Here is a 13,154-nt window from a genome sequence, read left to right as displayed (position 1 = left end):
ATCTAAGCCAGTTGTTTATTTGACTGAAGTGTTGTTTGTTTGATTAATGCCCATGCGCCAAACAAAACACCTGTAAAGAACACATTACCCAAAATTGTATTCAGGGCAAAGCTGCCAAACAGATCGTTCCTGTAGAAAGGAATAGCAGCAACATAACTGGCTACCAATCCCTGCGCTGTAGGAGGATACAGGTTAGACAGCATCCATACCCCAAAGTTAGAGATCAGGAAGAACAATACACCGGTGCCAATGGCAGCCAGCAATACATTGAGTACATTCACCTTTCTGATAATAGTACCTATCCAGGTAATGAGCAGAAAAGCGCCATACACGAATATCATCTGGAAACCATAAAATCCCTGGATACTGGTAAACAACTGAAAGAATACATCTGTCAGGAAAAGTGTAAGTAACGGTAACAGATATGCCAGACGTTTATTTCTGATTACAATGCCACCAAACAGGGCACTGGCTCCTAAAGCGTTAAAGTTCCACAACTCCAATTGATTGGTTGCAAGGCGACAAATGATTGCCAGGAATATCAATGAGGCAATGATTACATTTTCCTGAATCGAATCCTTCTTCATGGTGTAGATTATTTAAACAAAGATACTTATTTCACTGGTACACTGGCCTTATAAATAATTGTACCGGCCTGGCTTTGAATATGATACGCAGCCTTATAGAAAGTAACGACTGACTGTCCTTTTTGCAGCTCAACAGGCTGATTATCATCGCCTGTAATTACAGCATCGCCTTCGAGCACGAGCATGATTTCTGTCGCCTCACTGGTATGTTCATAGCGCTGACCAGCTTTCAGGGTAATTTTACTTACCACAAAATCAGGAGCGGGAGAGTTATAAATACTTTCGAGTCCGCCTTTTACGCTATCACCTTGTAGGATTTTCGGATGTACGGCTTCAAAACGGGTATGCTTCAGCAATTCAGGCACATCAATATGTTTGGGAGTAAGACCACCGCGTAAAACGTTGTCGGAATTAGCCATCAGCTCTACGTTCTGCCCTTCAAGATAAGCGTGCGGAATGCCTGCATCCTGGAATACGGCATCACCTGGCTGTACCTGCATGATATTGAAGAAATAAATAGAGAAGATACCCCTGTCAAGACGGTCCAGTCCTTTGGGATCGTTTTCGATAGCCCTTCCTGTCCAGAACGCCGGGTCTGATTTATGCAGCTTGCCAGCCTTATAATCGGGCAGGACTCTTTCTGCCAGTGGATGTAACAATACGTTCACTTCTTCCTGAGGCATTTCCATTACCACCTTATACAGGCCGTAATAACCTTCTTTTTCAAAAACCGGAACCAGGAAAGAAAACTCCGGAACAGTCTGTAATACTTTCTTCAGTTTATCTTCCGGTAAAAAACCATGCAGCAGCCAGAACTCGCTGAGGGCCACCATGATTTCCGGCTTATGATTATCATCTTTATAATTACGGTTAGATGCATTAAGCGGTATCCCTGCTGCATTTTCCCTGGCAAAACCTTTCTCTGCTTCCACTTTGGTAGGGTGCACCTGGATAGACAGCATATCTTTTACATCCAGAATTTTCAGGAGGTAGGGAAGTTCTCCGAAACGCTCCCATACTTTAGCACCCAGCACTTTTTCAGGATTGGCTTTTACCAGTTGATCAAGCGTTGTTTTTTCGCCATTCGTATGTATTACAGAAGGAGCGCTCTGATGTGCCCCCATCCAATATTCTGCACTCGGCTCTGTGCTTTCAGGAATTCCAAGCAACGCAGGAATGTAATGAAAGCCTCCCCAGGCATAATGTTGAACCTTACCATCCAGTCGAAATAATTTCTTCTCACTCATGCTTAATGCGTTATAATTGTTTGTATTTTCAATTTTTGTTAACCCAGAGCCTTCTTCACGGGAGCTCAAAAATAGTTAAATTTAAATGGCATCCCATCTCGATCTGGGCAAAAAAGGAGAACTCCTGGCACAGGAATATCTTCTTAAGGCCAATTATCAGGTACTCCATACCAACTGGCGGCATAGACGCCGGGAAATTGATATTATTGCCAGTCAGCCGGGCTGCCTGGTGTTTTTTGAAGTTAAAACATTATCCAATGATCTTTATGGCTGGCCAGAGCAAAAGGTAAATGCCAGGAAGAGATTTCATATACAGGCGGCGGCCGAAGTATATATTGATCGAATTGCCCAACCTCCCAAGGCCATCCGTTTTGATATAATTTCCATTACATTTCAGTCAGATGGCACACATGAATTATTACATATGGAAGATGCTTTTTAAATATTTCCCTATACCTGGAACAGAGTGAGATTCCTGAAAAAGTGCTATTGCTATTAGTCTTTAAATATACCTTATCTACCGTGATGATTAGGTGAAGTTTAATAAAGATCAAATCTAAAACCTTATCCCAGAGCCAAATTAAAAAACTGAACAGGCAGATGTAGTGTATTTAAAGACTAATAGCAATTTATGCCCCAACAAAAATAATCTCAAAAACGCCCATCTAACTCCGTCAGGAGCCAGATGGGCGTTAAAAAAGCGATAAAGCCTACCAGATCCCGGTGTAGTTATGTGGAGTAATTGTTTTCAACTCTTTCTTCAGCGTTGCACTTATCTTCAATCCATCTATAAACTTATGCATTGTTTTCTGTGTAATCTGTTCTCCTCCGCGGGTCAGTGCTTTCAGCGCTTCGTAAGGCTGCGGATAATTCTCCCTGCGTAATACGGTCTGGATCGCTTCTGCAACTACAGCCCAGTTATTCTCCAGGTCTTCATGCAGTTTCGCCTCATTCAGAATCAGTTTATCCATTCCTTTCTGTACGGATTTCAATGCCAGGATAGTATGCCCAAAGGGTACACCCACATTCCTCAGCACAGTAGAATCCGTAAGGTCACGCTGCAGGCGGGAAACAGGCAATTTGGCGCTCAGGTGCTCAAACAGAGCGTTGGCCAGTCCCAGGTTACCTTCTGCATTTTCAAAATCAATTGGGTTCACCTTATGTGGCATTGCTGAGGAACCTACTTCGTTCGCCTTGATTTTTTGCTTGAAGTAATCCATAGAGATATACTGCCAGATATCACGGCAGAAATCCAGAAGAATTGTATTGATGCGTTTCAATGTATCAAACTGTGCTGCCAGATTATCGTAATGCTCTATCTGGGTAGTAAATTTCATTCTTTGCAGTCCGAGAGTATTGTTAACGAACTTATCACCGAACTTTTCCCAGTTGGTTTTTGGGAATGAAACATAGTGCGCATTGAAATTACCGGTAGCACCGCCGAATTTGGCAGCAAAAGGGATATTGCCGAAAAGGCTGATCTGTCCTTCCAGTCTTTCCACAAACACCAGGATCTCTTTACCCAGTATGGTCGGGGAGGCCGGTTGTCCATGTGTACGTGCCAGCATGGGGATCTTCATCCAGGATTTGCCCATCTTTTTAAGAGCAAGTACAAGGTTGGAAATAGCAGGCATATAGATATTTTCTACTGCTTCTTTCCAGTACAGCGGCGTAGCGGTATTATTGATATCCTGTGAAGTAAGGCCGAAGTGTACCCATTCCAGTTTGTCTTCCAGTCCCAGGCCTTTCAGTTCGTTCTTTACAAAGTATTCAACAGCTTTAACATCATGATTGGTCACCTTTTCTGTTTCTTTGATCAGTTGGGCATTCTCAATGGTGAACTCCTGGTATATTTTGCGAAGAGCTGTTATCTGTGGTTTAGAAATTGAAAACAGCTTTTGCTCTGAAAGGGCAATAAAGTATTCAATTTCCACCTGCACACGATAACGGATTAGTGCAAATTCTGAAAAATACGGGGCCAGTTCTTCCAATTGTTTACGGTAACGCCCATCCAGCGGAGAAATAGCAGTTAAAGATTGTAATTGCATAATGTTAGTTTATAAGTTAGCTCCAAACTAATTGGTTTCCAGCTTGCAAGATTACCTCATCTGGTTCAATATTTCATCAGGAGATTCTTTTGAAAGCGGATAACTAATCACTGGAAACTAAAATTTGCCTATTTTAGCCGGCAAAATTACTGAAATTGGAACGGAAAGTAAAAGTAGCGGCAGTAAGTTATTTGAATACCAAGCCATTATTATACGGATTCAGAGATCACCCGGTGATGAATATGCTCGAATTAAGTATGGATTACCCGGCAAAGATAGCGCAGCAACTGATTGACGGAGAGGTAGATGTAGCGCTTGTTCCGGTAGCGATCATTCCGAAATTAAAAGAGTATCATATTATTTCTGATTATTGCATAGGAGCAGAGGGACCAGTAGCATCAGTTTGTCTTTTTAGTGAAGTGCCAATGCAGGAGATTAAACGCATTTATCTTGATTATCAGAGCCGTTCTTCTATTGCTTTGCTGAAAGTACTGGTTCGGGACTATTGGAAACTTTCAGTTGAACTGGTAGAAACTTCAGGCGCTTTTCAGGATAAGATCAAAGGTACAGATGCCGGTCTTGTGATTGGCGACCGTGCACTGGAACAACGTCGTCATTCTCCTTACATTTATGATCTTGCAGAACACTGGATGCGCTTTACCAGCCTTCCGTTTGTATTTGCAGCCTGGATCAGCAATAAAGCATTGGATGTTGAATTCATTCAGCAGTTCAGTAATGCTAATGCAATCGGTATCAATAATATACCGGCAGTAGTGGCAGAAAATCCTTACCCCATATACGACCTGACTACCTACTACACACAAAATATCAGTTTTCCGCTCACCCCCGCCAAAAGACAGGGGATGCAGAAGTTTCTGAGCTTTTTAAGATAGGGCGAACATACAGTAAAAGCTGAATGTATAACGTAATTCACGGTATATATTCAGCTTTTTTAGTTATATTAGACCTCCTTTCTGTTCACTCAAATTCCTGACACATGAAAATTGGCATACTCGGCAGTGGCCCGGTAGGACTTACGTTAGGTGAAGGATTAGTAATGGCAGGTCATGAAGTTGTTTTGGGGACCCGCAATCCATCTAAAGAATCATTACAGCTATGGGCAAAAAAACTGGGACCACAGGTAACCACTGTTCCGTTTCGCGATGCTGCGGCTCAGGGAGAGCTCTTAGTGATCTGCACAAGCTGGGCCGGTACCCAGAAAGCCATTGAATCTGCCGGGTTGTGGAATTTCAAGAATAAAGTAATTGTGGATGTAACAAATCCCCTGGATGGTAAGGGTCCGGATCAGCAGGGACGATTATCCTTTTCCATTGGGCATAATAATTCTGCCGGCGAGCAGCTACAGGCATGGTTGCCTCCGGATGCATATGTAGTGAAAGCATTAAGTTGTATTGGTCATGAATCGATGTTCCGTCCTATGGAGGAACAGAATGCACCTACGATGTTTATCTGCGGTAATAAACGCGCAGCTAAGGCTACCGTCATCAACCTGCTGGCCGAAATGGGCTGGCATGATGTGGTCGATATGGGAAGTATCGAAATGAGCCGGAATATTGAGCCGCTGAGCATCCTGTGGTATGCATACGGTTTCCGCACAGGCACCTGGACGCATGCGTTTAAGCTAATGGTAAAATAATATGAAATGAATTATCGCTCTTTCGTATAGATAAAGAAGTTAGGATCTACTTTAAACTCCTTTTTATCAGACATAGTAAAAGTCGTTGATTGCCACTTCTTTCCCGGATAAATAAACTGGTAGCCATTATCATTTAAGGTAACCTTTACAGGCATATTAAAATCAACAACATCAGTCACCCAGCGAAACTGCAACTGGGTACCGTTAAAGTGATATTCCAGTGTTGGGATGGTAGTATGCAGCAGGTATTGCTCAAATACCTTATTGAAATTCATCCCTGTCCTCTCATTAAAATAGTTTACGATATCCATCCCGGTAACCGTCTGGTGATAGAATCTTTCATTCATTCCCCTCAGAATATCACGGAACATGCCATCGTCATTAACGATCTGCCGGATAGTATGGATCATATTTGCTCCTTTGTAGTACATATCTCCACTACCTTCATTATTCACATCATATGCCCCTACAATCGGAAAGTCATTCTTGATATTTTTACGGATCCCGGTTATATATTCAAAAGCAGCTTTAGGTCCGTACTCGCATTCTGTAAAAAGGGTTTCTGAGTAGTTGGTGAAACTTTCATGGATCCACATATCAGCAATGTCCTTACTGGTAATGTTATTCCCGAACCACTCGTGACCGCTTTCATGGACAATAATGAAATCCCATTTCAGTCCCCATCCTGTACCGGAAAGATCTTTTCCGGAATAGCCCATCTTGAACTTATTGCCATAGGCCACAGCGCTCTGGTGTTCCATGCCCAGATGAGGGGATTCTACCAGTTTATAGCTGTCCTGATAAAAAGGATATTTGCCAAACCAGTATTCAAAGCAGTGCAGCATAGTTTTTACCACCGCAAAATGTGTTGTTGCGGTATCTTTATTATAGTCCATTACCCAGTAAGACAGGTCCAGGTTTCCGGCTTCTCCCTGGTAAGTATCTTTGATTTCCACATAGCTGCCCACGTTCAGCGCCACATCATAATTATTAATAGGGTTGCTCACATACCATACAAAAGTGGTGGTAGCATCCAGGTTATCGAACTTCTTTTTCAACCGGCCATTTGATACTGCAACCATCAAAGGAGGAATGGTAATGCTGATGGTCATATCATTTGGCTCATCACTCTGATGGTCTTTACAGGGCCACCAGGAGCTGGCTCCTAATCCCTGACAGGCAGTTGCGATCCAGGGGCGGCCCTGCTCATCCTTTCTCCACATAAAGCCCCCATCCCAGGGTGGATTTACTGCTGTTTTAGGCTTTCCCCGGTAATAAATCCCGATTTTCTTGGTAGAACCTACAGATTGTTTATTCATTGTGCGGACAAAAATGGCATTACCTTCCCTTTCATAAGCCAGCTTCAGTCCGTCCTGAGTAATGCTGTCAATCTCCATTGGTACCTGGAGATCTATCTGCATGATACTATCAGTTTTTAATATTGCATAAGTGATTATATTGAAGCCGGTAATGGTGCTGTCTCCTGCAAATACATTGATATGGAGATCGTAATTTTGCACATCCCACCAGGCACGGGCAGGAGTAATACTACCCCTTAGGGTATCAGCCCGGGTAAAAGTTAGCTGGGCACTGGCGGTAAGTCCCATCATCAAAACCACAAAAAGCATAGGTATGCCACGCATAAAAAAATGGTATTTAATAACGGAAAGATATTAATTTTCATTTGAATGCTAAAGGGCTAATTATAAATAGGAAACATAATGATAAATCTTAAATTTAAGAAGCACCTCACATTTTACTTGAATTTAAACAAAATATGCAATTAAGACTCTTTATTATCCTATCTGTCTGTACTTTAGTTGCCTGCAAAAACAGGCAACAGATTGATAAACAGGTATTCAGGTATAATGTGACAGAAGGTATTGCTACCCTGGACCCGGCTTTTGCCAAGAACCAGTCAGTAATATGGGCAGTAAAACAAGTATATAACACACTTGTAGAACCTGACAATCAATTAAATATACGTCCATGCCTTGCTAAAAGCTGGGAGGTGGCGGCAGATCATAAAACCTTTATATTTCATTTAAGAACAGACGTTTATTTTCATGATAATGAATCGTTTATAGGAGGGAAGGGGCGCCTTATGACGGCGAATGATGTAACATACAGCCTCCGCCGTATAATGGACCCAACGACTGCCTCACCAGGTTCCTGGATTTTTAATGGTAAAGTAGATCCGGAGAAAGGATTTACCACAATTGATGATTCTACTTTCCGCCTCACATTATTACAACCTTTCCATCCGGTACTCGGTATCCTCAGTATGCAATATTGTTCCATTATTCCGCATGAGGTGGTAGAAAAGTATGGGAAGGATTTCCGTAAACACCCTTGCGGTACAGGGCCTTTTCAGTTCCACGAATGGGAAGAGGGACAAGCTTTGATCCTGCACAAATATCCCCGCTACTTCGAAAAAGACAGTGCAGGCAACCGTCTGCCTTACCTGGATGCAGTAAAAGTTAGTTTCCTGGATAACAAAGCCACCGAATTCCTGCTGTTCCGGCAGGGACTATTGGATTTCATGAACGATATTGATGCTTCCTTTAAAGATGAAGTGCTTACAAAAAAAGGTTTGCTGAAAAAAGAATGGGTAGGTAAAATGGTGCTTGACAAGGGGCCTTACCTGAATGTGGAATACTTCGGATTCCTGTTGGACAGCAGCAAATTAGTAGTGAAAGCTTCACCCACACGCCTCAAAAAGATCCGGTTGGCCATTAATTATGGAATTGACCGGGTAAAGATGATCACTTACCTCCGGAATGGAATTGGCACACCTGCCAATGCAGGGTTTGTTCCCGCCGGATTACCTTCTTTTGACACAGCTAAAGTAAAAGGCTATACTTATAATCCGGCTTTGTCAGCCCAACTTCTGAAAGAGGCGGGATATCCGGAAGGCAAAGGGCTACCCGTAATAAAGCTTTTATCCATCCCCATTTACGAAGACTTTGCCAATTATGTGGCCAACCAGTTGCAACAGGTAGGCATCAAAATTCAGGTAGAAGTTATGCAAAAGGCATTATTAATGGAGCAAACCGCTAAATCGGAAGCTCTTTGCTTCCGGGGCAGCTGGATGGGAGATTATGCAGATGCTGAAAACTATCTGGCCGTGTTTTACAGTAAAAACCCAGCTCCACCCAATTATACCCGTTACGTTAATCCGGCTTTTGACGAACTCTACGAACAGTCTCTACAGGAGAATAATGACTCTATCCGTTACCAGCTCTACCAGCAAATGGATCGTATCATAGTGGCCGATGCTCCGGTAGTACCGCTGTTTTACGACGAGGTCATCCATCTGATCCAACCTAATGTACATGGGTTAGGTAATAATGGACTTAACTCGTTAGAGCTTAGAAAGACGTACATCTCCAGATAATTTTAACATTTTGCCAACATCGCTCCAGCGGCTAGTTAAGGTGCTTTATAAACCTTGTCTATGCTCCAAACGTAATTATCGATATGATATACAATCATTTTGGGCTACCTTTGGGCCCTAATTATTTACATTTTATAAATTTGAAATGACTGCGATTTTAATATTCTTTTTTGTACACTGGTTCATGTCCTTATTTTTTCACACCTTTTTCCTGCATAGGTATGGATCCCACCAGATGTATACAGCAACTAAAGGTTGGGAGAGAGTGTTTTATTTTAGTACATGGTTTTTCCAGGGTACCTCTTACTTAGTGCCACGCGCTTATGCTGTGATGCACCGTATGCACCACGAGTATAGTGATACTGAACATGATCCACATTCTCCGCACTTCTTCAAAGACGTGTGGCATATGATGGTACAGACGCGTGCTATGTACAATGACTTTGTAACACGTAAAAACACACCCGATCCTAAATTCACTGAAGATCCATTGCCAGAGTGGGATGCAATGGACAAATTTGGTGATCACTTCGTTACCCGTATTGCATGGGCTGCGATATACATTTCTTTCTACGTAGTGTTTGCACCAAGCTGGATCTGGTTCCTGCTGTTGCCTATTCACTTCCTGATGGGACCAATACAAGGTGCGGTAGTAAACTGGTGCGGTCATAAATATGGTTACAGCAACTTTGATAACCATGATCAATCTAAGAATAGTACTCCCTGGGGTCTGTTATTAATGGGTGAACTGTTCCAGAACAATCACCATAAGTTTAAAGACAGTCCTAACTTCGCTAAGAAATGGTATGAGTTTGATCCTACCTATCCTGTAATGAAGCTCTTTAACTTCATAGGGATTATTAAGCTGAAAACTGCAAAAGTGAAAACAGTAAAGATGAGGGCAGCTGCCTGATCTGATTGAAGATACTAAAAGGAAAGGCTCACCATAAGGTGGGCCTTTCCTTTTAGTATTGTTTGAATTTCATAAGTATAACCAATAGCTTAACTTTGCATCATGAATAAAGCTGAAAGTGCAACGGATTTCCTTGGCAGCAAAATGCCTTCACTGAAATCAACAGATCAGTTTATTGTATTTGAAAGGAAAGAATATGCCCTCAAAACAGTGCCTTATAACAGAAGGGACTTCTACAAGATTTCTTTAACATTCGGAACCGGCCGGTTGCATTATGCCGATAAAGGTGTGGAAATAGACCGGCCGGCCCTGATATTTTCAAACCCAAGGATTCCTTATGGCTGGGAGGCAATTTCGGAAGAACAGGAAGGTTTTTTCTGTTTGTTTACAGAAGAATTTTTAAAAGCAAAAGACCGGGACCTGGTTTTACAGGATTCCCCACTCTTTAAAATAGGGACAGATCCGGTATTCTTTGTCGATGATACTCAACAGAAATATATAAGCACAATATTCCAGAATATGCTGAGGGAGTTTAATTCCGGTTATATTCATAAGTTGGATTTATTAAGGAACCATGTAAACCTGTTGTTGCATGAGGCCATAAAAATGCAGCCATCGGTCAGCTATTTCAAACATCAGAACGCAGCTGTGCGTATTACCTCAATGTTTCTTGAATTACTGGGAAGACAATTTCCGGTTGATTCACCGCAATATGCCCTGATGTTAAGGACAGCCAATGATTATGCTTCACATTTGTCTGTCCATGTAAATCATTTGAATCGTGCCGTTAAAGAAGTTACAGGTAAAACTACCACCGAACATATAACCGAACGTATTGTAAGTGAGGCAAAAGCGCTTTTAAAACACACCAGCTGGAGCATTAATGAGATTGCCTATAGCCTCGGTTATGAATATCCTACCTACTTCAATAATTTCTTCAAAAAACAAACCGGTGTTACTCCCAGTTCTTTAAGGTAATACTCGAATTGTTTGAATTTCTTAGTCTTCCGTTTGAATACCTTTAACATACCGGCAGGTATACGGACTACTTTTGTGTTATCCAAAAACACAGACCATGGAAAATAATTTAGAAGGTAAAGTAGTCATAATCACAGGGGCAAGTAGTGGGATAGGAGAGGCAACGGCACTGATGCTCGCAGAGCGCGGAGCGAAAGTGGTACTTGGCGCACGCCGGCTGGATCGCCTCGAGATGCTGGCGGCCCGTATCACCCAGGCAGGTGGAGATGCTGCTTATGCCCGTACAGACGTAAAACGGCGGAATGACCTTTCGGATCTTGTAATGTTGGCAAATGAGCGCTATGGAAAACTTGATGTGCTTATCAATAATGCTGGTATCGGACCTATTTCGCCGCTGGACGAATTGCGCGTTGAGGATTGGGAGGAGATGATCGACATCAATATCAAAGGTGTATTATATGGCATTGCCGCAGCTCTGCCTGTATTCCGCAAGCAAGGCTTCGGGCATTTTATCAATATCGCCTCTACTGCAGGACACCGGATTGTTCCTACCATGGCCGTATATGCCGGCACAAAGTTCGCAGTGCGTGCTATATCAGAGGGTTTGCGGCAGGAGGCCGGTGAGAAACTGCGTGTGACAATCATTTCACCCGGCATCATTCACACGGACTTTGCAGACTCTATGACAAATCCGGAAATGAAGGCTCAGATCATAGATACGAGGGATAAGCTGGCAATTCCGCCAGATGCAATTGCCCGCGCCATTGCGTTCGCAATTGAGCAGCCGGCCAATGTGGATGTAAATGAAATAATTGTTCGTCCCACCGCACAGAGTTAATACTCATCAGGTAAGATGAAAAAGGGGCTGTATCAACATTAGATACAGCCCCTTTTTTCTGGCTAAGCACATTTGTTTAACCGCATATTTTTAAAATCTCCTGAAATAACCAAACGTTGCCATTTTCAGCATTGGCTGATCTCCACTCGTATCTCCATAAGCATGTACTTCGTCAAATCTGCTAAGGTCAAACTGTTCGCGGATCCTGTTCACTTTTTCCTCTCCATTACAATTAACTCCGTATATACGTCCCGTAATCCTTGCATCTTTAACTTCCAGACGGGTGCCTATACAACCGATTCCCACACTTTCACACCAGGGTGCTACCCATTCCTGGGCCGAAGCTGTTACCACATTTACCTGATGGCCTTTAGCCAGGTGTTGCCGGATGGCATTCAGGGCACTGTCACGCACAAGGGTTGGCAGCCGCTCACGACAAAAATCGGCACAACGTTCTCTGAATACATTTTCAGGTGTATTCCTGAAGAAGTATTGAAGTATTAACTGCTTGATTTTCTGGTTCGAAACCAGTTTCAGCTTAAACAATATTAACGCCGGAGACAATAGTATCAACCCTATATATAAGGAAGCTACTCCTTTTTGATACCGTATGATCTCAAAAAGAGTGTCTTTACGGGTAATCGTGCCGTCAAAATCAAAAAAAGCTATAGATGGTTTCATATCAGAGCTTTAGTTTTTTGAAGATGCCTTCGGGTACATTTTTGATAATGAGCATAATATATCGCCAGAACCATTTAGTATACACAACATTCTTTTTCCCTTTTGCCGCTTTATATACTGATACCGCTACCTGTTGCGGTTGTGCCGTTAACAGAGGAGGTAAAGGCAGATTTTCCGTCATACGGGTATATACAAAACCAGGTTGTACACTCAGTACATGTACGCCTTTGTGAAACAACCGGTTACGCAAACCACTGAGGTAAGCAGTAAAGCCGGCCTTGGCACTACCATAAATGTAATTGCTCTGGCGACCACGTTCTCCGGCTACAGAACTGATCCCTATGATGGTCCCGTTTCCACGGGCGGCATAATCGTCAGCTACATAATTCAGGATGGAAACGGCTCCGGTATAATTCGTATTAATGATACGGGTGGCTTCTTTCCAGTCTGACTGTGCCTTTTCCTGATCGCCCAGGTAACCGAATACACAAATCGTTACATCCGGTTTAACCGGTAATGCTTCGTAAAAAGCAGGGTGACTGCTAAAATCGGTGGCATCAAAAGCATAAGTGCTGGCCTTTATATGATGACGAATCTGCAGATCCTGTTGCAGGGCATGCAGTGAATCTGCATTCCGGGCAGCTAATTGTATATCGTATTTTTCACCGGCAAACTGACGGGCAATGGCTATCGCCATATCAGACCCCGCTCCCAGTATAAGAACAGTAGGCATATATCTATAATGGACTATTTTTTATGATGAAATAAGGACAGAATTGTATGCCTGACCATGATCGTATTTGAAATG

General features: G+C 42.7%; 13 protein-coding genes. 7 read left to right on the top strand and 6 right to left on the bottom strand.

The window, feature by feature from the left end; translation table 11 throughout:
* Nucleotides 1-2: 2 nt before the first annotated feature.
* Nucleotides 3-587 carry a DUF6580 family putative transport protein gene (locus BM176_RS23950; protein ID WP_090106873.1) on the bottom strand — a complete coding sequence of 195 codons (585 nt, stop codon included), beginning with the start codon at nucleotides 585-587 and terminating at the stop codon, nucleotides 3-5.
* Between the two features lie 26 nt (nucleotides 588-613).
* Nucleotides 614-1,834 (bottom strand): mannose-6-phosphate isomerase, class I, encoded by a 1,221-nt coding sequence (gene manA / locus BM176_RS23945; protein ID WP_090106940.1) that lies wholly within the window; start codon nucleotides 1,832-1,834, stop codon nucleotides 614-616.
* Nucleotides 1,835-1,919: 85 nt separating this feature from the next.
* Here manA and BM176_RS23940 point away from each other — a divergent pair, with 85 nt between their 5' ends.
* Complete coding sequence (locus tag BM176_RS23940) at nucleotides 1,920-2,276, top strand: YraN family protein (RefSeq protein ID WP_090106872.1); 357 nt, start codon at nucleotides 1,920-1,922, stop codon at nucleotides 2,274-2,276.
* Nucleotides 2,277-2,544: 268 nt separating this feature from the next.
* On the opposite strand, the gene purB is transcribed toward BM176_RS23940, so the two are convergent.
* Entirely contained in the window at nucleotides 2,545-3,882 is a 1,338-nt protein-coding gene (purB, locus tag BM176_RS23935) for an adenylosuccinate lyase (RefSeq protein WP_090106871.1), read from the bottom strand.
* Between the two features lie 155 nt (nucleotides 3,883-4,037).
* Here purB and BM176_RS23930 point away from each other — a divergent pair, with 155 nt between their 5' ends.
* Both BM176_RS23930 and BM176_RS23925 read left to right on the top strand, forming a co-directional pair.
* Nucleotides 4,038-4,775 carry a menaquinone biosynthetic enzyme MqnA/MqnD family protein gene (locus BM176_RS23930; protein ID WP_090106870.1) on the top strand — a complete coding sequence of 246 codons (738 nt, stop codon included), beginning with the start codon at nucleotides 4,038-4,040 and terminating at the stop codon, nucleotides 4,773-4,775.
* Nucleotides 4,776-4,879: 104 nt separating this feature from the next.
* Nucleotides 4,880-5,539, top strand: a complete 660-nt coding sequence (locus BM176_RS23925) for an NADPH-dependent F420 reductase (protein WP_090106869.1) — start codon at nucleotides 4,880-4,882, stop codon at nucleotides 5,537-5,539.
* 11 nt (nucleotides 5,540-5,550) lie between these two features.
* Here the strand turns inward: BM176_RS23925 and BM176_RS23920 are convergent, their stop codons facing one another.
* Nucleotides 5,551-7,182: a M1 family metallopeptidase gene (locus tag BM176_RS23920; protein ID WP_090106868.1), complete on the bottom strand. Its 1,632-nt coding sequence runs from the start codon at nucleotides 7,180-7,182 to the stop codon at nucleotides 5,551-5,553.
* Nucleotides 7,183-7,316: 134 nt separating this feature from the next.
* Here BM176_RS23920 and BM176_RS23915 point away from each other — a divergent pair, with 134 nt between their 5' ends.
* The 4 genes from BM176_RS23915 (at nucleotide 7,317) to BM176_RS23900 (ending at nucleotide 11,665) form a co-directional block, all read left to right on the top strand.
* On the top strand, nucleotides 7,317-8,936 hold the full coding sequence (locus tag BM176_RS23915; RefSeq protein WP_090106867.1) for an ABC transporter substrate-binding protein: 1,620 nt from the start codon (nucleotides 7,317-7,319) through the stop codon (nucleotides 8,934-8,936).
* Nucleotides 8,937-9,081: 145 nt separating this feature from the next.
* Nucleotides 9,082-9,849 (top strand): acyl-CoA desaturase, encoded by a 768-nt coding sequence (locus tag BM176_RS23910; RefSeq protein WP_090106866.1) that lies wholly within the window; start codon nucleotides 9,082-9,084, stop codon nucleotides 9,847-9,849.
* 102 nt (nucleotides 9,850-9,951) lie between these two features.
* Nucleotides 9,952-10,827, top strand: coding sequence for a helix-turn-helix domain-containing protein (locus BM176_RS23905; RefSeq protein WP_090106865.1), 876 nt, complete (start codon nucleotides 9,952-9,954; stop codon nucleotides 10,825-10,827).
* Between the two features lie 97 nt (nucleotides 10,828-10,924).
* Nucleotides 10,925-11,665 (top strand): SDR family oxidoreductase, encoded by a 741-nt coding sequence (locus BM176_RS23900; RefSeq protein WP_090106864.1) that lies wholly within the window; start codon nucleotides 10,925-10,927, stop codon nucleotides 11,663-11,665.
* A gap of 90 nt (nucleotides 11,666-11,755) precedes the next feature.
* Here BM176_RS23900 and BM176_RS23895 read toward each other — a convergent pair whose 3' ends face one another.
* Nucleotides 11,756-12,346 carry an HAD-IB family hydrolase gene (locus BM176_RS23895; protein WP_090106863.1) on the bottom strand — a complete coding sequence of 197 codons (591 nt, stop codon included), beginning with the start codon at nucleotides 12,344-12,346 and terminating at the stop codon, nucleotides 11,756-11,758.
* Nucleotide 12,347: 1 nt separating this feature from the next.
* A complete protein-coding gene (locus BM176_RS23890; RefSeq protein WP_090106862.1) occupies nucleotides 12,348-13,079 on the bottom strand; it encodes an SDR family oxidoreductase in 732 nt (243 codons plus the stop codon).
* Between the last annotated feature and the right edge of the window lie 75 nt (nucleotides 13,080-13,154).

It is taken from the genome of Chitinophaga sp. CF118, assembly GCF_900112615.1.
Taxonomy (GTDB): Bacteria; Bacteroidota; Bacteroidia; order Chitinophagales; family Chitinophagaceae; genus Chitinophaga.
The sequence above is the reverse complement of the archived record's forward strand: the minus strand, read 5'-3'. Positions and strand labels throughout refer to the sequence as shown.

What these genes read in the sequence shown, in the direction of transcription:
- BM176_RS23950 (WP_090106873.1), bottom strand. Translation starts at nt 587, where the DNA reads ATGAAGAAGGATTCGATTCAGGAAAATGTAATCATTGCCTCATTGATA.
- BM176_RS23940 (WP_090106872.1), top strand. Translation starts at nt 1,920, where the DNA reads ATGGCATCCCATCTCGATCTGGGCAAAAAAGGAGAACTCCTGGCACAG.
- manA (WP_090106940.1), bottom strand. Translation starts at nt 1,834, where the DNA reads ATGAGTGAGAAGAAATTATTTCGACTGGATGGTAAGGTTCAACATTAT.
- BM176_RS23895 (WP_090106863.1), bottom strand. Translation starts at nt 12,346, where the DNA reads ATGAAACCATCTATAGCTTTTTTTGATTTTGACGGCACGATTACCCGT.
- BM176_RS23900 (WP_090106864.1), top strand. Translation starts at nt 10,925, where the DNA reads ATGGAAAATAATTTAGAAGGTAAAGTAGTCATAATCACAGGGGCAAGT.
- BM176_RS23905 (WP_090106865.1), top strand. Translation starts at nt 9,952, where the DNA reads ATGAATAAAGCTGAAAGTGCAACGGATTTCCTTGGCAGCAAAATGCCT.
- BM176_RS23910 (WP_090106866.1), top strand. Translation starts at nt 9,082, where the DNA reads ATGACTGCGATTTTAATATTCTTTTTTGTACACTGGTTCATGTCCTTA.
- BM176_RS23890 (WP_090106862.1), bottom strand. Translation starts at nt 13,079, where the DNA reads ATGCCTACTGTTCTTATACTGGGAGCGGGGTCTGATATGGCGATAGCC.
- purB (WP_090106871.1), bottom strand. Translation starts at nt 3,882, where the DNA reads ATGCAATTACAATCTTTAACTGCTATTTCTCCGCTGGATGGGCGTTAC.
- BM176_RS23915 (WP_090106867.1), top strand. Translation starts at nt 7,317, where the DNA reads ATGCAATTAAGACTCTTTATTATCCTATCTGTCTGTACTTTAGTTGCC.
- BM176_RS23920 (WP_090106868.1), bottom strand. Translation starts at nt 7,182, where the DNA reads ATGCGTGGCATACCTATGCTTTTTGTGGTTTTGATGATGGGACTTACC.
- BM176_RS23925 (WP_090106869.1), top strand. Translation starts at nt 4,880, where the DNA reads ATGAAAATTGGCATACTCGGCAGTGGCCCGGTAGGACTTACGTTAGGT.